The organism is Yersinia aleksiciae (assembly GCF_001047675.1).
Lineage (GTDB): Bacteria > Pseudomonadota > Gammaproteobacteria > Enterobacterales > Enterobacteriaceae > Yersinia > Yersinia aleksiciae.
In genome coordinates this window covers 3,939,772-3,961,163 of sequence record NZ_CP011975.1, presented here as the reverse complement: position 1 = coordinate 3,961,163, position 21,392 = coordinate 3,939,772, and the positions used below count along the sequence as shown (strand labels likewise).

Genomic DNA, 21,392 nt, shown 5'->3' with positions numbered 1-21,392 from the left:
TTAAATCATTTACTTGTATATACATATACATACGCTAAATTCAAGCTTAGACTTAACATATGATTTTATTATTTGACGAGGTTAACGCCGTGGCGGAACAGCAAGCAGTCTTACAATTAAGTGCCGCAATGGACGATACTCCTGCGCCAATTTACCAACGGGTGAAGCTGGCTATCATTCGTCAAATCAGAACCGGTGTCTGGCAGCCCCACCAGCGTGTTCCCTCCGAAAGTGAGCTGGTTGCTGAATTAGGGGTCAGCCGTATGACCATCAACCGCGCGCTTCGTGAACTTACCAGCGAAGGTTTCCTCATTCGCATGCAAGGCGTAGGAACCTTTGTCGCTGAAGCAAAGGCGCACAGTGCCTTACTGGAAGTTCATAATATTGCTGATGAAATTACAGCTCGTGGCCACCGACACAGTAGCAAAATTCTGCAACTAGAGACACGTCCTGCAACCTCTGAAGAAGCAATCACTTTGGGTATTCAACCCGGACAGCCGCTGTTCTACTCGCAAATTGTTCATTATGAGAATGATGTTCCTATTCAGGTCGAAAACCGTTGCGTCAATCCCAATACTGCTCCCGATTACATGAAGCAGGATTTCAATTTGATAACCCCTTACAGCTATCTCACCCAAGTGGCCCCACTCACCGAAGGTGAACATATTGTTGAAGCGGTGATCCCAAGCCCGGTCGAGCGACAACTGCTGCAACTGGATGAACATGAACCCTGCTTGTTGATTCGCCGTCGGACCTGGTATGGGAAAGCCATCGTCACCGCAGCTCAACTGCTCTACCCAGGTTCCCGCTATCAGCTCTATGGTCGTTTTACCCCACAAGGCACCGTGACGTCCTGAACAATTTTATTTCTCTGCGAGAACTGCGAAGTGTTACGCAATTGTTGAAATCCCTATCTTGCTGATAGTGAATTTATGCGCTAGGTTGTCCATGATTGTATATACAACTTAATTTCGTCTAGTTTTCTTGGGGAGTGAGATGATGTCGGAAATTCACTGCGACAGCCTGTGGTACGGCGCTGATATCGTGACCATGCGTGGGGGTAAGTATCACCTGATACCGCAAGGTGCAATGGCGGTGGCTGACGGCAAAATAGTCTGGATTGGGCCACATGACGAATTACCCGCATTCAATGCCTCACGCGAGGTCGTCTACCAAGGTGGCCTGATTACTCCCGGATTGATTGATTGCCATACTCATCTGGTTTTTGGTGGTGATCGCAGTGCTGAATTTGAGCAGCGCCTAAATGGTGTTAGCTATGCCGAAATTGCGGCCCAAGGCGGTGGCATTATATCCACGGTCAAAGCCACGCGAAATACCCGCGAACAACAACTGCTAGAGCAAGCACTATTTCGCCTAAAACCGCTGCTGGCTGAAGGCGTGACCTGCATTGAGATTAAGTCCGGTTACGGCCTTGACCTTGACAGTGAAATGAAAATGCTGCGGGTGGCTCGTCGGTTGGGTGAATTACTGCCCATCACGGTTAAAACAACTTGCCTGGCGGCCCATGCTTTACCGCCTGAGTTTGCAGGTCGAGCTGATGACTATATTGATTTCGTTTGTCATACCATTATTCCGCAAGTTGCCGCTGAAGGGCTTGCCGATGCCGTTGACGCTTTTTGTGAACATTTGGCATTTTCACCCGCACAAGTTGAACGCGTATTTCTAGCCGCACAGCAAGCGGGTTTGCCCGTCAAGCTACATGCTGAACAGCTTTCTGCACTGAATGGCAGCACACTGGCCGCCAAGTATCATGCACTTTCTGCCGATCATCTCGAATATGTCACCGAGTCAGATGTGCAAGCAATGGGTAAAGCCGGTACTGTCGCGGTATTGCTACCCGGTGCCTATTATCTGTTGCGGGAAACACAGTGTCCTCCAATCGAATTGTTCCGCCAATATAGTGTACCCATGGCCTTAGCCAGCGATGCTAACCCAGGCACATCCCCAGCACTCTCCTTGCGTTTGATGCTAAATATGGCGTGCACATTATTTCGCATGACACCAGAAGAAGCGCTGGCGGGTGTGACTTGTCATGCGGCCAAGGCGCTCGGCCTGCAAGAGTCTCAGGGCACGCTGGAAACAGGTAAATTAGCGAATTGGGTTCATTGGCCATTATCTCGCCCTGCCGAATTGGCTTACTGGCTGGGTGGCCAATTACCTGTGATGGTTGTGTTCCAAGGAGAGACTCGCTCATGAGTATCACTGACCCTTTGAGTTTCCGTGCGGGTAAACTACCGTTATTAATCAGCATTCCTCACGCTGGAACGCGGTTGACACCTGCCGTTGAAGCCGGCCTGTCCGATGCGGCTCGTCCTTTATCCGATACCGACTGGCATATTCCTCGCCTCTATGACTTCGCCCATGAAATGGGGGCCAGCATAGTGATCGGCAATTACTCTCGGTTGGTGGTTGATCTCAATCGGCCAGAGGATGATCAACCGTTATATGCCACCGCGACGACTGGTTTGTTCCCTGAAACGCTTTTCGATGGCCGTCCTTGCTTTATTCCGGGTAAAACACCCTCACCGCAGGAGCGCCAATCTTATCTGCAACACATTTGGCGACCCTATCATCAGCAACTTCAATCAGAGCTTGTGCGCCTTAAAAACCAGTTTGGTTATGTGTTGCTGTTAGATGCTCACTCGATTGCATCGGTTATTCCGAGATTGTTTGAGGGTCAACTGCCAGATTTGAACTTTGGTACAAACAGTGGGGCCAGTTGTGCGCCTTCATTGAGCGAGCAGTTGATCGAATGCTGTCAGCACCAATCCTCATTCAGCCATATATTAAATGGTCGTTTTAAGGGGGGGCATATCACTCGAGCCTATGGCTCACCTCAACAGCATCAACACGCAGTGCAGTTGGAGTTATCGCAGCTTAACTATATGTCTGAAACTGAACCTTATTCCTACCTACCAGAGCGGGCAACGCATTTACAGCAACTACTCCACCAGTTGATTAATAGAATGTTGTTATGGGGTGAGAACCACTATCAGAGCTGAGTTATCGTAGTGATTTACTATCACTTCAGACTGATGACAAAGTTATTAGCGGGGAAATGTGCCGAATGGGTCGTAACGGCGTAAGCCGTCGGTGCAGTCGCCCCACCAGTCACCAAGCTATATGAGATTTGTCAGCAAGCTCAAGTGATTGACTATCACTTATTGGAATAATTGAATTGATAGTAATGTTTGAAAAGCAAAAAAGGCGGGGTTATCCCCGCCTTTTTAATTCACCAATTTCCGACACAGAAAAGGGCAATAATTACTGCTTAAATTAACTTAGAAACGGTAAGTCAAGTTAACTGCAACAGTATCATCGGTACCCAGACCCAGTGGGTTGTTTTCATTCAGCAAGTTAATCTGGTAGTCAACATAGGTGAACATGTTTTTGTTGATGTAGTAAGTCACACCAATTTCAGCATATTTCAGCAAGTCCGCATCGCCTACAACTGACAGATCTTTGCCTTTGGACTGAACATAAGCGATTGATGGGCGAATGCCATTTTCGAACTGGTACTGAGCAACCAATTCTACGTTCTGAGTTTTGTTCGCAATCAATGCCTTGTATGGAGTCATGTTCAGCGTTTCGCCATACATGGCTGCGATGTAAACTTGGTTTGCATCGTATTTCAGCGCGGTTGCCCAAGCTTGAGCTTTGTCACCGGTAGCACTGTTAGCCAGATTTTTCTGACCCAGAGTACGGTTAGAAGAGGAGTATGCTGCTACGAAGCCAACACCACTGCCTTCGATGTCTTGATAATCAACAGATAAACCGAAACCGTCGCCGTTAGCTTTTTGGATGGCGCGCTCGTTCTTCGTGGTATCGCCATCGTCATTGCGGCCTTGATACTGCGCTGCAACGTTCAGACCTTTAACCAGACCGAAGAAGTCAGAGTTACGGTAAGTTGCCAGACCGGTAGAACGACCAGTCATGTAGTTATCGGTGTAAGCGATTGAGTCGCCACCGAATTCTGGCAGCATGTCGGTGTAAGCCAGTGCGTCATAAACTACGCCGTAGTTACGGCCGTAATCGAAAGAGCCAAATTCAGCAAATTTCAAACCAGCAAAGCCCAGACGGGTTTTATTACCTTTATCGCCCTGAGATTCAGCATTACTTGCTGCAACGTTATATTCCCACTGGCCGTAACCGGTCAGTTGGCTATTAATTTGTGTTTCACCCTTAAAACCAAAACGCACATAAGTATCATCGGCGTTATTATGGTTTGTAAAAAGGTATTTAGCGGCTACGCGACCATAAAGATCCAGTTTATTGCCATCTTTATTATAAATTTCTGCTGCGTTTGACAGAGTAGGAACCATACTCAAGGTGACCGCTAAGGCCAGCACACTGCGCTTCATCATTATTTTTCCTTTAAATTTTAATAAAACTAACCCGCCGGGCTAAATTGGTTTTAGCCTCATAAAAGTTAATTTTTAATTTTTTATAGTTACCTGTCTTGTAAAGCGAATAGACATTATCACTAAGCACGAAAAGTTAAAATGGTAAAAATGAAGATATATAGGTATAAATAGGTAATCAATTGTAACAAAATGTGTTTTCAGGAACTTTTCATAACCTGTTGATTAAAAGAGATTTTAAGTAATTACATATAACCAAAACAGTGCATTAGCACCAATTCAGTGCAAAGTCATTTCTATTTGTTTCTTTTTTGTTCTGTTTAGCAATAAGATTTGTAAAATGCAGTGGATATCACAGTTCCATTGCACTTTTTTATATATCCACTGCTATTTAATGGCTATATAAAATACAAAAAGTGAACCATTAAATGTCTCACTTGGTGCAATAAGAATAAATTTAATTAATAGTTATATGAAAAGTGTGATTTTGATTGGTTATTACTGAGAAGTTTTTTTATTAAAAATGGGAGAGCGACCATGAATTGAATAAGATACTTTTCGATTGAGCGAATAAAAAATGAGCCATTATCTTCCTTAGCCCATTTTTTGTCTGTTAATAAAGATATATTGCTTTGAATTTAGCTTAAGTAATAGTTCTGTTGGTGATATTACCCTACGTCACTATTTAGGTCGGTATTGGTAACCCCTCCTTACTTATGTTGTAGGTAACTCACATTCATCCATTTGCACCAACATGATCCCGGCACGTAACCCCATCGCGACACGTGGATTAGGAAATAAGATCCATTCCGCGTCATGCTGGACACGATAAAGCTCATTGGGTTGCTCTGCCAGCAATGTGCCCTGCTTGAAACGGGTAAAGTTCAGCGTGTCATCTGCCACCCAAAGTTTAAAGTCTGGGTGCTGTTTAAGCAGTGATTTAACCACCCGATAGAATATCATCGGCTCTGCTGAGCGCTCAGGCAGTTGCTCACCACTGACTAATGCCCTTAATCCGGCAATAATCGTGCTGAATTGTGTGAGTTGGTTTTCACCAAATGGCAGGGCTTTTCCTAGCTCCAGCGTGCAGCTTGCCGCCAGACAGTGCTCACGACTGAAGTGGGCAAAGGTTCCCCCCGCCGAGGTGTGCATCACCAATGCATCCAGCTCAATATCTTGTAGCCAACGCAACATGGCCGCAGAGTACGGCGTTGGCTGGTAGGGTAATAAGCCAAAGCGGGTATGATGGGAACCTCGGATCGCAGTATGTAAATCATAATGCAGCCGTATTGATTGGCTATCGGCAGCAAAAAAATCTGCCACTCTCTGCTCGATAAACGCAGCCCTTTTCGGTTCATCTCCTGCGGAGTAGTTCTGATGGCGGCCGCCAAACATGCGGTTGATATCCGCAGTGAGATAGCGCTCCCCTGCTCTGATCGCAGGCGGATTACCTAATATCACCAGCAGACGCACCGCCAGCGGCAATTCTCCCACCAATAGATCGGCGACTAATTGATTAATGATCTCGATCGGCGCTGTTTCATTTCCATGGATACCGGCAGATAGCACCACCGACGGCGTGTTACCTCCATGTGGCATCAGTTCCAATACCCCTTCGCCGAGCCATTGCCATTTGAGGTTTACCGTTTCACCTTGCGTGGTTTGCGGTGCATGGCCCGAGAGTGTCACCGACAAGAAATCTAGCATTATCCTTCCCTCTGCTTTGCGCCTAATCCCGCTGGAACGGGTATACCGAGCCAAGATTGAGGATCCGCGTCAGTTCATCCAACGCTTGCCGCCCCTCTTGCAATAACTGCGGGTCCGCTAAGTCCTTAAATTGCAAGTGATCACGATAATGTTGGTCGACCCAATTATTCAGCGCAACAAACAGCGCCGGGGTCATCATCACTCGGTTATTGACGGCATGCAGCTCAGTGTCATTCAGCGCCACACGTAACCGCAGGCAGGCTGGGCCACCGCCATTACGCATACTTTCACGCAGATCGAATACCCTGACCTCATCAATGGGGCCACCGCTATTAATCAGTTCAGATAGATATCGCCACACCGTGGGGCTTTCTTGTGACTCTTGTGGGATAACCAGCAGCATTTTACCGTTAGGTTTACTCAACAACTGGCTGTTAAACAGGTAGGTCGACACGGCATCAGCGACTGACACCTCAGCAGCTGGCACTTCAATCGTGATCAGTTGTTGTTCAATGCGCCCCATTTTGCGGCGGATCTCCTCCATCACATGAGTCTCTGGTACAAATGCATGCTGATGATGGAACAACACATTTCGATTACTGACCGCGATGACATCATTGTGAAACACCCCTTGGTCAATCACGGCGGGATTTTGCTGCATAAAGACCGTCTGTTCAGACGACAACTGGTGCAAGCGCGCGACAGCCTGGCTGGCTTCGAGTGTTTGGCGCGCAGGATATCGACTCGGGCTGCTGCCATTTTCCAGCCCTTTCCGGCCATAAACAAACATCTGAACTGCCGGGCTATCATACTCGCCGCCCAACCGATTGTGATTCGCCGCGCCCTCATCACCAAACAGTTCAACGGAGGGCAAAGCCTCGTGATGAACAAAGTGTCGATGGTTGTTGAAAACCGCTTTTAACAGTGCGGAGGTGGTATCCGCTTCAATCGCCCGATGAAATTTGTTATTCAGATTAGCAACAGTAAAGTGAACACGACCATCACGGCTGTCCGCTGAGGGGGAAACCGTGGCAGCGTTGGCGGTCCACATCGAAGAGGCGGAACTGACCGCTGATAACAAGCGCGGCGATTGGCGGGCCACTTCACTCAATACTTGCTCATCGGAGCCGCTAAAACCCAACTGCCGCAACACCCCAATAGCAGGGCGCTCCTGTGGCGGCAACACGCCTTGTTTATAGCCTAAATCCGCCAGTGCCTTCATTTTTAGCAGCCCCTGTTTGGCGGCTAAACGGGGATTAGAGATGCTATTTTGATGGGTCGTCGAGGCTTCGTTACCAAAAGACAATCCAGCATAGTGATGTGTCAGTCCAACCAATCCATCAAAGTTAACTTCATATCCGGCCATCGTCTTCTCCCTGGGTGGATCAGTGTCTGTCTGGTAGATCAAAAGCAGGTAAATCGAAAGTGATCCCCGGCGACAAAGTGGCGGGCAGTGTCAGACTTTCGCTTTCGAGTGATGCCATTGGCCAGGCACAATAATCAGCGGCATAAAAGGCACTGGGCCGATGGTTGCCAGATGCGCCGACCCCGCCAAAGGGCGCAGCACTTGAGGCCCCGGTCAGCGGTTTATTCCAGTTAACAATCCCCGCGCGAGCTTCCAACAGCAGTTGCTCAAATTGTTGGCGATCGTCAGAAACCAGACCAATAGCTAACCCAAAGCGGGTTTGATTGGCAATCTTCAGTGCTTGAGCAAAGTCGTCGTAGCGAATAACACTGACCAGCGGGCCGAAATACTCTTCATCGGGAACCGCAGTAACGCCGGTGATATCAATGATACCGGGCGTCAGGACCGCACTTTGGCTGTCGGGGCGCGTCATGGTGAGTAGAGGCTTACCGCCTAACTCAATCAAATGTTGTTGTGCTGCCAGCATCTTTTCAGCGGCCTGAGATGAAATCACCGCGCCCATAAAAGGAGCGGGTTGCATGTCCCAACGGCCAATACGCAGGGCTTTGGCGACAGCGACAAAACGTTGCAAAAAGGCGTCGCCTTCAGCCCCTGTTTTCACCAACAGGCGACGAGAACAGGTGCAGCGCTGCCCGGCGGAGATAAAAGCCGACTGAATCGCAAGATTTACCGCTGCATCACGCTCTTTTACTTGCTCAACAATCAGCGCATTGTTGCCCCCCATCTCTAGCGCCAGAATTTTTTCCGGCTGCCCCGCCAACTGACGATGCAAGTGGTAACCGGTGTTTGCGCTACCCGTAAACAGTAGACCATCAATATCAGGTTGCGCTGCCAATGCTTCACCGGTTTCGCGCCCGCCCTGCACTAAATTGAGCACGCCATCAGGTATACCCGCCAACTGCCACAATTTGACTGTCTCTTCTGCCGTCAGCGGTGTCAGTTCACTGGGCTTAAACACCACAGTATTTCCAGCCAACAGTGCAGGTACGATATGCCCATTGGGTAAATGCCCAGGGAAGTTGTACGGGCCAAAAACCGCTAAGACGCCATGAGGCCGATGACGTAGCACCGAGACACCATCGGCCATCGGGGTTTGGCTGCTGCCAGTACGGGTTTGATAGGCTTGCAACGAAATGGCCACTTTGCCGATCATCGCCTGCACTTCCGTCAGGGTTTCCCAGTGCGGTTTGCTGGTTTCGAGGCTAATGGTGCGCGCCAGTTGTTGCTTATGCTGCTCCAATAAGGCGGCAAAACGTTGTACCACCACCACACGTTGTTCCAGCGGCGCACGCGCCCACGCGGGGAAGGCATCTCGTGCGGCGTGACAGGCGGCCGCGACATCCTGATGGTCGGCAGCTCGGGCCTGCCACAAGAGTTGCTGGTCCATGGGGTCATGTTTGTCGAAATGGGCACCTTTGCCGGTGCGCCATTCCCCCTGAATAAACAGTGCAGGATGGGTCATTTTTTTGTCTCCGGAGCAAACAGGCTCACTATCCGAACCGAATCACCGTCGGTGACACCCAGCGCAGCGGCATTTTGGCGGGTTAAATGCAGCAATTCGTCTGATAGATGAGTGTGAATCAATATTGAGCGGAAATGCTGATAGTGGTCATTCGCCACCAAATAGGCGGTGCCACTCGGGTCAATATCGATATCATCGATAACTACTTTTCGCATACTGCTGTCACGCACCGCGCGCACTTCATCGGTGTTGGCTTCCAGTGTCGGGCCGCCATCAAAGATATCCACGTAGCCTTGATATTGTAGCCCTTCGGTCTCCAGTACCGCCCGCGCAGGGGCCGTGTGAGGGTGAACTTGCCCGATCACTGCCCGCGCCTCCTCCGCCAGAAAATCGACATACAGCGGGTGTTTGGGCATTAATTCCGCAATAAAGGCTTTTTGCCCGGTACCACTGAGGTAATCGGCTTTGGCGAACTCAATCGAGAAGAAGTGGCGACCGACATTCTCCCAAAATGGCGAGCGGCCTTGTTCATCGGTGTAGCCCCGCATCTCGGCAATGAGTTTGCGGGAGAAACAGTCGCGAAACGCCGCAATAAATAGAAAGCGCACTTTTGATAAGAAGGGGCCATTTTTATTGATGCGATATTCAGGATCGAGAAACAGCGTGCACAGCTCGCTATAGCCCGTGTGGTCATTGCTGAGAAATAGGGTCGGGACCGATTTGTACACATTGAGTGTTTTGGAGGCATGCACCAGTGTGCCGACACGGAAGTTGTACCAAGGATCATTCATCCCGACCGCCACTTCGATGGCGCTAACCCCCACCACTTTCTCTCGTTCACTGTCTTCCAGGACGAACAGATAGCCCTGATCGCCCGCAGTCAAAGAACCTTGCCAGGTATTTATCGCACGCTCAATACGCGCGGCGAGGTGTGGCTCATTTTGTGGCAGTGAAGTCATGCCAACGCCTGTTTTTCCAGCCAACTCAAGGATATCGGCTAGATCTCGGCGCTCTACCGGGCGAATGATCATCATATTCAAGGTCCCTTGCTGACTGCATAAATGTTACGACTTAGCCTTTCGACACACCTGTTCAATCCCCAGCGCGAGTCGGGCCAAACCTTCCTTAATATCCTGCTGAGAAATAATCAGTGACGGTGCAAAACGCACCACATCAGGGCCGGCAATCAGCGCAATCAGTCCATGCTGAGCCGCGGCCTGAGTGATCTCTTTGGATTTACCGGCATAATCACTGCTAAGCACACAGCCAATCAGCAAACCGCGCCCACGTATTTCAGCAAAAACTTTGTGGCGGGCATTGATTTCAGCCAACCCATCCAAGAACCACTGGTGCCGCTCTTTCACACCCGCCAGCACCGCTGGGGTATTGATCAGCGACAAAACCGTCCCGGCAACAGCGCAAGCTAGCGGGTTACCGCCATAGGTGGTGCCATGGCTGCCGACATTCAGTGCACTGGCATATTGGGTGGTGGTGAGCATCGCGGCAATCGGGAAGCCGCCCCCCAAGGCTTTCGCGCTGGTCAGAACATCTGGCGTCACGCCGTAATGCATATAGGCGTAGAGCTCACCAGTGCGGCCGACCCCAGTCTGTACTTCATCAAAAATCAGCAATGCATTATGGCGATCACACAAGGCCCGCAAGCCGTGCAAGAACTCGCGATCTGCGGGTAATACGCCACCTTCGCCTTGAATCGGCTCGACAATCACCGCGCAAGTTTGGTCGGTGATCAGTGCTTCAGCAGAGGCCAGATCATTGAAAATACCGTGACTGATGCCCCCCGGCAGTGGCGCGAAATCCTGCGAGTATTTAGGTTGCCCACCCGCAGAGACAGTAAACAGCGTGCGGCCATGAAACGCATTTCTGAACGCTACAATTTGGTTCTTTTCGCCCTGCTGCCCCGGCTTGTTGGCAAAATTATCCAGCGCATATTTGCGTGCCAGTTTCAGCGCCGCCTCATTGGCCTCGGCCCCTGAGTTACAGAAGAAAACTTTCTCCGCAAAGGTAGCATCGATCAGCTGTTTCGCCAGGCGCAGCACCGGTTCGTTGGTATAGCCATTACCCAAGTGCCACACTTTTTCGGCTTGCTCAATCAGTGCCGCCTTGACCGCTGGATGCCCATGCCCCAACGCATTGACAGCAATACCCCCAGCAAAATCGATATAAGACTTGCCCTGCTGATCCCACAGCGTCGCCCCCTCTCCTCGCACGATAATAAAATCTGCTGGCGCATAGGTTGGGACGATCCATTCATCAAAAGACTGTCGGGTAACCGAGATTGGCTGTTCCATAATGGCCTCTTTAATCAGCGTAAATATTGGGTTGAGAGATGTCTCGTTAGGCTCGGTGATACCCTCCAACAAAAATCTCTTATTCTGATAACAATATAGAATGAAATATATTCACCTGATATAAAGTGTACAGCAGCTTTCGTGCCACACCATGGGGCATGTGAATAAAATGTTTAAATTCCATTAAAACAACAATTTGAATTGCATAGTTATGCAAAATGGTCGCATTCATTCTGTATTTTAGGGGTTATATTGACCAATAATCAGGGTTTGCCGAGCAATTATATGCATTTTCGACCAATTTTGATTTTTGCTCTATCAGATCACAGTTTTGCAACACAAAAATAACAATCGATGGCGCTAGCGCCCTATAAATGAGCACTGAATGCTTCAATTGGGTGCATTTCTACTGTGGGTATCGAGGGCATTGCGGTAAGAAATAAGGACGTTATGCATCATAAAGGGGGAGGAATGGCCGCAGTATGACTAGTGGATCATGCTGTTTTGGCCCCATTTTCTGGCGCCATATGATGTGATGTATTTAATTCGATATCCTGATTTGACACGCTACCTGGCACAGGGAGGGCTAACGGAAACGGCTACTGTCCGTGCCGTGAGTCAGTTGGTGAATCAGTTGCGCCAAAATCTGGATGGCCTTTTGGCTTTGCTCTGACCAGGCAAAGGAGGCATTGAGTCGAAAGCAGTGGTCGAACTGATTGCCAGTAGTGAACATCCTGCCGGGGGCGATACTGACCCCCTGTTCCAGTGCACGCCGATATAATTCGCTGGCATTAAATGGTGGCTCCAGTTCTAGCCACAAAAAATAGCCCCCCGCCGGATGGCTGATTTTGACATTTTTAGGGAAATGCTCAACCACTGCTTGCCGCATCGCGTTCAATCGTTGCTCCATTAAGCGGCGTAAGCGGCGCAAATGGGTATCGTAACCGCCCTGAGTGAGATAATCCGCAATCGCCAACTGGGTCGGGACACTGGCCGAAACCGTACTCATCAGTTGCAAATGTTGAATTCGCTGCGCATGTTCACCAGCGGCGACCCAGCCCACACGAAACCCCGGTGCCAGGCATTTTGAAAACGAAGAACAGTGCAGGATCTGTCGGTGTTGGTCGAGTGCTTTGGCCGGTAATGGGCGCTCCGCACCAAAATATAATTCGCCATAAACGTCATCTTCTATCAGCGAAATAGTGTGCTGTTGCAGCAGCGCCACCAGCCTTTTTTTCTGCAGCCATGACATCGAGCAGCCCAAGGGATTCTGAAAATGGGTCATTAGCCAGCAGGCTTTGATCGGATATTGGCTGATGACCTGCTCAAGAGCATCGAGATCCATCCCATGCTGCGGGTGGGTGGTGATGAAAATGGCTTTTAACCGTAGGCGCTCAATCGCCTGTAATGCCCCATAAAAGGCGGGTGACTCAAGCACCACCCAATCTCCAGGCTGAGTCACCGCTTGCAGGCTCAAGCTCAGTGACTCCATGGCACCAGCGGTAATCACAATCTCTTCGGGTGAAACATTCATGCCACTGGCAGCATAACGCTGGGCGATATTGCGCCGTAAACTCTCATTCCCCGGCGGCAAGTTGGTCACCGAGCTTTGTGGCGAGATCTTGCGGGCGACACTGGCTAGCGCACGGGATAAGCGGGGCTGTAACAATAAGCTCGGATCAGGAAATGCTGAACCAAAGGGCATAATTGCCGGATCTTTACCTGCTTGTAGTACATCAAAAATAAACGCATTAATATCTACTTGCTCATCCAGATGCAGTTTTTTCCCGCGCTGCGGCTGCGGCAGCTGTGTCGGACGCGAGGCAACATAATATCCCGATTGCGGGCGGGCCACGATCCACCCCTGACTCTCTAGCAACTGATATGACTGCACCACGGTCATTAAGCTTAAGCCCGATTGCTTACAACTTTCCCGTAGCGATGGCAGCTTGTCGCCTGCCTGCCAGACCTTAGATTCTATTTGCGCCCGGATTTGTTGCGCTAACTGTTCGTATCGAGTCATATGCCAACTGTTATAGGTAATATTGAATTAATTGTCACTATTATAGCCACTTTAACTTATGGTTAACTAACTGCCAAGTTTACGCCCTAAAATAATCGCCTGTGGCTCGCCACACTGGGCTTGATTCATTTTATCGATTGATGAGGCAGTACCATGTTTGCAGCGAGGTCACTATGTTTGGCTTAACCGCTCTCGAGTTGGCCAGAATCCAATTCGCTTTCACCATTTCGTTCCATATCATCTTCCCCGCCATCACTATTGGGCTAGCCAGTTTTCTGGCGGTGCTGGAAGGGTTATGGTTAAAAACCAAAAATGAGGATTATCGTGATCTTTACCATTTTTGGTCCAAAATTTTTGCCGTCAACTTTGGTATGGGGGTGGTTTCCGGTCTCGTTATGGCCTACCAATTCGGCACTAACTGGAGCTTTTTCTCCGAATTTGCCGGCAGTATCACTGGCCCGCTGCTGACCTATGAAGTGCTGACCGCGTTCTTCCTCGAAGCCGGTTTCCTCGGTGTTATGCTGTTTGGCTGGAATCGGGTTGGCCCCGGTTTGCACTTCTTTGCCACCTGCATGGTGGCGCTCGGTACCCTGATGTCCACCTTCTGGATACTCGCCTCCAATAGCTGGATGCAGACGCCACAAGGTTTTGAAGTCATTAATGGGCAAGTGGTGCCGGTTGACTGGCTGAAAGTGATCTTCAACCCCTCCTTCCCTTACCGGCTGCTGCATATGTCCACCGCCGCGTTTCTGGCCTCCGCCTTCTTTGTCGGGGCCTCCGCCGCCTGGCATTTACTGCGCAAACGGGATACGCCAGCCATGCGAAAAATGCTGTCGATGGCGATGTGGATGGCCTTAATTGTCGCCCCGCTACAGGCGGTGATTGGTGATGCCCATGGCTTAAATACCTTGGAATATCAACCGGCTAAAATTGCCGCCATTGAGGGCCACTGGGAGAATAAGCCCGGTGAAGCCACGCCGTTGATTCTGTTTGGCTGGCCGGACATGAAGCAGGAGAAAACCCATTTTGCGCTGGAAATTCCCTATTTAGGGAGTCTGATCCTGACCCACAGTTTGGAAAAGCAGATCCCAGCGTTGAAATCTTTCCCACCCGAAGATCGGCCAAATTCCACCATTGTGTTCTGGTCATTCCGCATTATGGTCGGATTAGGCATGTTGATGATTTTGGCGGGGTTTTGGAGTCTATGGCTGCGCTGGCGCGGCGGTTTGTACCAGTCACGCCCTTTCCTCCATTTTGTACTGTGGATGGGGCCGTCGGGGCTGATTGCGATTCTCGCCGGGTGGTTTACCACTGAAGTGGGCCGCCAGCCATGGATTGTTTATGGCTTGCAGCGTACTCGTGATGCGGTCTCCTCTCACGGCGAGATGCATATGAGCATCAGTTTGCTGGTCTTCATCGTGGTTTATGGTTCGGTATTTGGCGTGGGCTACGCCTATATGATGCGGCTGATTCGCAAAGGGCCAATAGCCCATGAAGGCGGCCAGCAAGATCCGGGTGGCCCAGGCCAGCACCAAACGCCCGCGCGGCCACTCTCCGCCGTCAGTGAACCCTTTGATACCGGCAGCAGTCCATTGCCCACTGATAATCACCACAACAGGAGCTAATGATGGGTGTTGATCTTCCACTGATTTGGTTCGTTATCATTGTATTCAGCACCATGATGTATGTGGTGATGGATGGTTTCGATTTAGGTATCGGCATCTTGTTTCCGCTGGTCAAAAACAGTCGCGACCGGGATTTGATGATGAATAGCGTCGCTCCGGTTTGGGATGGCAACGAAACCTGGTTAGTGCTTGGCGGCGCGGCACTATTGGGCGCTTTTCCGCTAGCCTATGCGGTGATTCTGGATGCACTGGCGATCCCGCTGACCCTGATGCTGTTGGGCTTGATTTTCCGCGGCGTAGCATTCGAATTCCGCTTTAAAGCCAGCCCTGAAAAGCAGCATATCTGGGATAAAGCCTTTATTGGCGGTTCGTTGATTGCCACCTTCACGCAGGGCATGGTAGTCGGGGCCTTTATTCAGGGCTTCCCAGTGACAGGCCGCAGTTACAGCGGCGGGCCGTTTGACTGGTTGACCCCCTTTGCCCTATTTTGTGGCATCGGATTAGTGACGGCCTATGCGCTGCTCGGCTGCACTTGGCTGATTATGAAAACCGAGGGCCATGTACAACAGGTGATGCATAAGCTGGCGACACCACTGACGCTGGTGATGCTGCTTATTATTGCGGGGATCAGTCTTTGGACGCCGCTGGCACATCCCCAAATTGCCGCGCGTTGGTTCAGCTTGCCAAATCTGTTTTGGTTCCTGCCAGTGCCCATCTTGGTATTACTCGCCAGTTGGGCCTTGCTGCGCGCCGTCAAACGTGGCAGCCATTATGCCCCCTTCCTGCTGACGCTCTTATTGGTGTTTCTGGGCTATAGCGGCTTGGGGATCAGTATCTGGCCCTATCTTATTCCGCCCGCCATTACTTTATGGCAAGCGGCCGCCCCTCCGCAGAGCTTAGGATTTATGCTGGTTGGCGCGCTATTTATCATCCCCATTATTCTGGTTTATACCTTCTGGAGTTACTACGTCTTCCGCGGGAAAACCGATCACGAACAGGGCTATCACTGAATGATGAAATCACAATCACCCTCTTCATCGACTGAGCCGATGAAATCCCCGTGGTGGAAGCGCGTTGGTTGGCTGCTTATTATCTGGTGCGGGAGTGTTTTGGCATTATTGGCGGTTTCCATGCTGTTCCGTATGATGATGACGGCGGCGGGGATGAAGTCCCATTAGCGCTAACATTTCAACCTTAAAACCGTTAAGGTTGCAGGCTAATTAGACGAGGAATCCCACTTTATGAAACGTTACCTTATCCCACTGGTGAATCAGATCTCTTTACTGATGATACTGCTGGGTATGTTGGGGTTGGCGGGCATGACGATTTCGTCATGGATGGCGCAAAGCATTCAGGGTAATGCACATGCCATCAATAAAGCGGGTTCACTGCGTATGCAAAGTTATCGACTACTCTCTATGGTGCCGCTGGATGACCGCGATTTACCCTATCTGGTGGCACTGGAGCAGGACAAAACCAGCAGCGATTTGCAGCAAGCCCTCAAGCGGGAAGGTTTGACCAATCAATATCTGCAAATTGAGCGCTACTGGCAAAACACGCTCAAACCCCAACTGCTACAGGCCAAACAGCCTGACGAGGTGGCGGCCAGTGTGGCTGATTTTGTCCATCAACTCGATGCGCTGGTATTAGCCATTGACCATAAAACCGAGCAGCGGCTACTGCTGGTGACGCTGATTCAACTGGTCTTCATCATCCTGACACTGGGCCTGTTGTTAGCGACGATCTACTATCTGCGCCGCCGCTTATTGCGCCCATGGCTGCAATTGATCTCCATGGCGAATGCGATTGGACGCGGTGATTTTAGTCAGCGCTACACCCTATCCAATCAACGTGACGAGATGGGGATGCTGGGGACGGCATTGAATCGCATGTCACAGGAATTGTCGCTAATCTACAGTGATCTCGAACAACGAGTTGCGCAAAAAACCACTGATTTACAACAGAAAAACCAAGTATTGGCCTTTCTTTACCACAGCAGTCGCCAGCTACATACCCATCAGCCCCTGAGTGAACGGCTCGTCCCGGTGATTGATCAATTGCAAGCACTGACGCCGCTGGAAAATGTGCAGATTTGTTTGTACGGCAATCACCTTTATCGCACTCACCTCACGGATAATATGGATGGTGAATATTTACCGCCGCAAAATCGTCCCACTCAGCTCACCATCAGCAGCGCATTCAGCGGTGTCAGTCAGGCGACACAAAGGGAATCACTGAGTTGGAGCCTGAGTGATAAGCTCGGCCAATATGGGTTATTGCTGGCAAAGTTACCCACGGATAAACCGCTCAATTCGGATCAACAGCAGTTAGTTAACATGTTGGTTGAGCAGCTAACCAGCACATTGGCACTGGAGAGCCAAGCTCGGCATCAGCAGCAATTATTATTGATGGAGGAGCGCTCATCCATTGCGCGCGAGCTGCATGACTCCATCGCGCAATCCCTCTCTTGCCTGAAGATACAGGTGAGTTGCTTGCAGATGCAGACGCCGGATTTGCCCGACCCCAGCAAATTATTGATACAGCAAATGCGCGATGAGCTTAACATCGCCTATCGCCAACTGCGTGAGTTACTGACCACCTTCCGCCTGAAGCTCAATGCCGCGACCTTACAGGCCGCGCTCCAGACACTGGTCAATGAGTTCAGCGAACGGGCCAATGTGCCAATGACGCTCGATTTTAACTTAGCGTCTGACGCAGTGCCTGACCATCAAGCTATTCATCTGGTCAATATCGCCCGTGAAGCGCTGAACAATATCTATAAGCACGCCCATGCCAGTAAAGCCGAGGTCAAGGTGGTGGCTGAAGGCAGTGAAGTTGTGATGTCCATCATCGATAATGGCTGTGGCATTGGCCAAGCCAATGAGCGACCTAATCATTACGGCTTGATGATTATGCAGGATCGCGCCACCAGCTTAAACGGACAGTGCGATATTCGTCAGCGAGAAGAAGGTGGGACTGAAGTGCGGGTACGATTTAGCCCAGATAATGATGACCTTGACTGACGTTGGGTGCCAAAACTGCCAGTCAGCACCCTTTATTGGCTAAATCTGATAATCAATAACCATCTCCTCGGTGGCCTCTGCCAGCACTTTCTCTTTGATATCATGCAGGGAGAGTGTTGGGTTACAGAGCTGGATAAAGAACCAGATAAAGTTACGTTGTAACTGGCCCCGTTTTAACCCCAGCCAGACGGTATTGGCATCAAATAGGTGCTCTGCATTCAGTCGTACCAGCCCCTTATCACGATGGGCCTCGTAGGACATATCCGCCAGAATCCCCACCCCCATGCCCAACTCAACATAGGTCTTAATGACGTCAGAATCTTGTGCGCTAAGCGCAATATCCGGTGTTAAGCCTGCGTTTTTAAAAGCATTATCGAGTCGTGATCGGCCGGTAATCCCCTGACGATAAGTAATTAATGGCAAGGTACTCAAGGTTTCCAGCGTGATATTAGGTTCTTGGGTTAGCGGGTGGTTTTCTGGTACCACAATCGCGTGGTGCCAGCGATAGTAAGGAAATGTCGCGACAGACTCATCACTCATCAATAACTCAGTGGCAATGCCAATATCGGCTTCGCCAGAGTGCAGCATAGCGGCAATCTCTTGTGGATTACCCTGACTAATAACCAGCTTCACTTGCGGATAGAGCAAGCGAAACTCTTTAATCACCCGTGGCAAACTGTAGCGTGCTTGGGTATGGGTGGTGGCAATATGCAACTGCCCACTATCATTATTACTGAATACATCGGCCAAACGGCGAATTTGATTGGCGTCGTTCAACATGCGCTCCGCCACCGTCAGCAACTCTTTGCCCGGCTCAGTCATCCCCAATAAGCGCTTACCGCGACGGATATATATCTCAATCCCTAACTCTTCTTCCAGTTCGCGGATATGCCGGCTGACACCCGACTGAGAGGTGAATAGCGTATTCGCTACCTCAGTGAGGTTGTAATTGCAGCGGGCTGATTCCCGAATAATTTTAAGTTGTTGGAAATTCACACCATCACCTCACACATCATTTCTTAGGATGGAAATAGTGATACGGCGGAACAGAGCAGTTCGCAAATATGAAAAAAATGTTTCTTATGCGTTTTAACACTAAGCAAAACCATTTATATGGGAAATCTATTCTGCAAAAACGCACTTTCCATCAATACAAATAATTATCATTAACATTGCTTGATGTTATAGTTTATGCCTCTCTAAGCCACGTCCTCCACTGGCTGATGATCAAGAATAAAACGCCATACTATTATTAAGAAGGATAACCTGTGAGCACAGCATCTACCGCAGCAAAGCCCAAATATCGCCCAACCCCACCCCGTTTGGTGCAAGTGAAAAAGGTGGTGGATATCTCACCCCATCTGCGCCGCATCACCTTTGAAAGCCCCTCGTTACACAATTACCCACCACAGTGCGGTGGCGCGCATTTAAAGGTATTTTTGCCTTTAGCGGGTCAAACGCAGCCGGAACTGCCGGTCCTGGGCGAGAAAGGCCCGGTGTGGCCTGCGGCGGAAGTGCGTCCGATAGTACGAACCTACTCTGTTCGGGCTATTCGCCCAGAGTTATGTGAGATAGACATTGAGTTCGCTATTCATGACCACAGTGGCCCAGCGGTGAATTTTGCCCGCAATGCCAAGTTGGGTGACTGGTTAGGGATCACCAATCCTGGGGGGCCTGAAACTCTGTTACCTGCGGCAACATACCGTTATCTGGTGGGCGACCCCTCTTCGCTCCCTGCTATTGCCGCACTGCTGGAGTCCCTGCCTGCTGATGCTGAAGGCCATGCCATTATTCGTGTGGATACGCCACAAGATGTCTTGGACCTGATTAAGCCTGCCGGTGTTGAGCTCAGTTGGGTGATTGGGGGGACCGATAAAACCATGGATATGATCAGCCAATTCTGCGCCCTGAATCTATCGATGGAAGAGTCGACCTTCTGGATCGCCGGCGAAGACAGTCTGGTGGTGCAATTGCGCCGTTTTTTGCGCCGCGAGAAAGGCGGTGATCGCCAACAGCTTTATGCCATCCCATATTGGCGCGAAGGGCTGAATGAAGAGGACTATCATCACAAGCGCCATGAAGTTATGGACAACATTGACGACTAGCCACCATTAATCCCTATGAAATCAATGGACATCAACTTGTTATGTCCATTTTTCTTGCCATTTTTTACGATCCCCAGTTAAAACCTTGTGAATTTTCTGCGACAATTCCCTGTTATTTGTTAGTCTTAAGGCTACTTAGCCTGCAATATGGCGCTTAATTATCGTTAAATGGCTGTAATGCCCGTTTAATGCAGTAAAGTTATTAGGAGCGTTCTCAAAATGAAGTCGCAAAATGATCCTGGCCGATCTAAATCACGCCATCACGAATACTCCCTTATCCTGCCCATTATTGCGCTGGTTATACTGAATCTCTGGGGTAACACCAGCAATTTCGCCGCTATCATCATTATCAACCTGATTGCCTTGGTGGGGATTCTAAGCAGTGCTTTCAGCGTGGTACGCCATGCCGACGTGCTAGCACACCGTTTGGGCGAACCTTATGGCTCTCTTATCCTCAGTCTGTCGGTGGTGGTGCTTGAGGTCAGCCTGATCTCGGCAATGATGGCAACCGGCGATGCCGCCCCCGCGTTGATGCGCGATACACTCTACTCCATCATCATGATTGTCATCGGCGGATTGGTGGGGGTGTCATTGCTATTGGGTGGCCGTAAATTTGCGACCCAACACGTTAATTTGGTCGGTATCAAACAATATCTGATGGCCATATTCCCGCTGGCAATCATTGTGTTGGTACTACCCAGCACCCTGCCCGGCGGCAATTTTAGCGTGGCACAGTCATTGGTTGTTGCGGCGATTTCGGCGGCGATGTATGGCGTTTTCCTGCTGATCCAAACCAAAACGCACCAAAGTTTGTTTGTCTATGCACACGAAGATGAAGGTGATGACCCCAGCGACCCTCACGGTAAGCCGTCGTCTCACAGCAGCCTGTGGCACACATGTTGGCTATTAGTTCATCTGGTCGCAGTGATTGCAGTGACTAAATTTGATGCTAACCCATTGGAAGCATTGCTGACTGAATTAAATGCACCGGCCAAATTTACCGGCTTCCTGATCGCCCTGTTGATCCTCTCCCCAGAAGGCTTGGGTGCCTTAAAAGCGGTGCTGGCAAATCAGGTACAGCGCGCCATGAATCTGTTCTTCGGTTCAGTGCTGGCGACCATCTCACTGACGGTTCCGGCGGTGACGCTGATCGCGGTACTGACCGGGCAAGAGTTGAACTTTGGTCTGGAAGCGCCGCATATCGTGGTGATGGTCAGCGTCTTGATTCTGTCGCAGATCTCATTCTCCACCGGCAGAACCAACGTGTTGAACGGCACCGCCCATTTGGCACTGTTTGCCGCTTACATGATGACCATTATGCTGTAGCGGT

The 21,392-nt window shown here is 50.1% G+C and carries 17 protein-coding genes; 9 read left to right on the top strand and 8 right to left on the bottom strand.

All coding sequences use genetic code 11. The annotated features are described in order from the left end of the window. The first annotated feature begins 89 nt into the window (after positions 1-89). The 3 genes from hutC (at position 90) to hutG (ending at position 3,023) form a co-directional block, all read left to right on the top strand. Positions 90-857 (top strand): histidine utilization repressor, encoded by a 768-nt coding sequence (hutC, locus tag ACZ76_RS17715; RefSeq protein ID WP_048620353.1) that lies wholly within the window; start codon positions 90-92, stop codon positions 855-857. Between the two features lie 139 nt (positions 858-996). Continuing rightward, complete coding sequence (gene hutI / locus ACZ76_RS17710) at positions 997-2,217, top strand: imidazolonepropionase (protein WP_048620095.1); 1,221 nt, start codon at positions 997-999, stop codon at positions 2,215-2,217. Further along, the gene (hutG, locus tag ACZ76_RS17705; RefSeq protein WP_048620094.1) at positions 2,214-3,023 is read left to right on the top strand and encodes an N-formylglutamate deformylase; all 810 of its coding nucleotides are present in this window, start codon (positions 2,214-2,216) and stop codon (positions 3,021-3,023) included. The genes hutI and hutG overlap by 4 nt, the downstream gene beginning before the upstream one ends. Before the next feature lie 279 nt (positions 3,024-3,302). On the opposite strand, the gene ACZ76_RS17700 is transcribed toward hutG, so the two are convergent. The 7 genes from ACZ76_RS17700 to ACZ76_RS17670 form a co-directional block, all read right to left on the bottom strand. Beyond that, entirely contained in the window at positions 3,303-4,385 is a 1,083-nt protein-coding gene (locus ACZ76_RS17700; RefSeq protein WP_048620093.1) for a porin, read from the bottom strand. A 711-nt stretch (positions 4,386-5,096) separates the two neighbouring features. Continuing rightward, on the bottom strand, positions 5,097-6,089 hold the full coding sequence (gene astE, locus ACZ76_RS17695) for a succinylglutamate desuccinylase (protein ID WP_048620092.1): 993 nt from the start codon (positions 6,087-6,089) through the stop codon (positions 5,097-5,099). 22 nt (positions 6,090-6,111) lie between these two features. After that, the gene (astB, locus tag ACZ76_RS17690) at positions 6,112-7,455 is read right to left on the bottom strand and encodes an N-succinylarginine dihydrolase (RefSeq protein ID WP_048620091.1); all 1,344 of its coding nucleotides are present in this window, start codon (positions 7,453-7,455) and stop codon (positions 6,112-6,114) included. A 19-nt stretch (positions 7,456-7,474) separates the two neighbouring features. Then, a complete protein-coding gene (gene astD / locus ACZ76_RS17685; protein WP_048620090.1) occupies positions 7,475-8,977 on the bottom strand; it encodes a succinylglutamate-semialdehyde dehydrogenase in 1,503 nt (500 codons plus the stop codon). Continuing rightward, positions 8,974-10,011, bottom strand: a complete 1,038-nt coding sequence (gene astA, locus ACZ76_RS17680) for an arginine N-succinyltransferase (RefSeq protein ID WP_048620089.1) — start codon at positions 10,009-10,011, stop codon at positions 8,974-8,976. Before astA ends, astD begins: the two co-directional genes overlap by 4 nt. Positions 10,012-10,041: 30 nt before the next feature. After that, entirely contained in the window at positions 10,042-11,286 is a 1,245-nt protein-coding gene (locus tag ACZ76_RS17675) for an aspartate aminotransferase family protein (protein WP_048620088.1), read from the bottom strand. A gap of 586 nt (positions 11,287-11,872) precedes the next feature. Further along, entirely contained in the window at positions 11,873-13,309 is a 1,437-nt protein-coding gene (locus ACZ76_RS17670; RefSeq protein WP_048620087.1) for an aminotransferase-like domain-containing protein, read from the bottom strand. A 173-nt stretch (positions 13,310-13,482) separates the two neighbouring features. On the opposite strand from ACZ76_RS17670, the gene ACZ76_RS17665 reads away from it, so the two are divergent. From ACZ76_RS17665 to narX, 4 genes are all read left to right on the top strand, one after another. Further along, positions 13,483-14,934: a cytochrome ubiquinol oxidase subunit I gene (locus ACZ76_RS17665; RefSeq protein WP_048620086.1), complete on the top strand. Its 1,452-nt coding sequence runs from the start codon at positions 13,483-13,485 to the stop codon at positions 14,932-14,934. Between the two features lie 2 nt (positions 14,935-14,936). Beyond that, on the top strand, positions 14,937-15,944 hold the full coding sequence (cydB, locus tag ACZ76_RS17660; RefSeq protein ID WP_048620085.1) for a cytochrome d ubiquinol oxidase subunit II: 1,008 nt from the start codon (positions 14,937-14,939) through the stop codon (positions 15,942-15,944). After that, on the top strand, positions 15,945-16,112 hold the full coding sequence (locus ACZ76_RS18670; protein ID WP_071840520.1) for a DUF2474 domain-containing protein: 168 nt from the start codon (positions 15,945-15,947) through the stop codon (positions 16,110-16,112). It abuts the gene before it with no gap. A 63-nt stretch (positions 16,113-16,175) separates the two neighbouring features. Then, positions 16,176-17,957: a nitrate/nitrite two-component system sensor histidine kinase NarX gene (narX, locus tag ACZ76_RS17655; RefSeq protein WP_048620084.1), complete on the top strand. Its 1,782-nt coding sequence runs from the start codon at positions 16,176-16,178 to the stop codon at positions 17,955-17,957. A 39-nt stretch (positions 17,958-17,996) separates the two neighbouring features. Here the strand turns inward: narX and cbl are convergent, their stop codons facing one another. Continuing rightward, positions 17,997-18,953, bottom strand: a complete 957-nt coding sequence (gene cbl, locus ACZ76_RS17650) for an HTH-type transcriptional regulator Cbl (RefSeq protein WP_048620083.1) — start codon at positions 18,951-18,953, stop codon at positions 17,997-17,999. Positions 18,954-19,225: 272 nt separating this feature from the next. Between cbl and ACZ76_RS17645 the strand changes: the two genes are divergently transcribed. Both ACZ76_RS17645 and chaA read left to right on the top strand, forming a co-directional pair. Beyond that, complete coding sequence (locus tag ACZ76_RS17645; protein WP_048620082.1) at positions 19,226-20,062, top strand: siderophore-interacting protein; 837 nt, start codon at positions 19,226-19,228, stop codon at positions 20,060-20,062. Between the two features lie 219 nt (positions 20,063-20,281). After that, entirely contained in the window at positions 20,282-21,388 is a 1,107-nt protein-coding gene (gene chaA / locus ACZ76_RS17640) for a sodium-potassium/proton antiporter ChaA (protein ID WP_048620081.1), read from the top strand. Positions 21,389-21,392 lie beyond the last annotated feature (4 nt).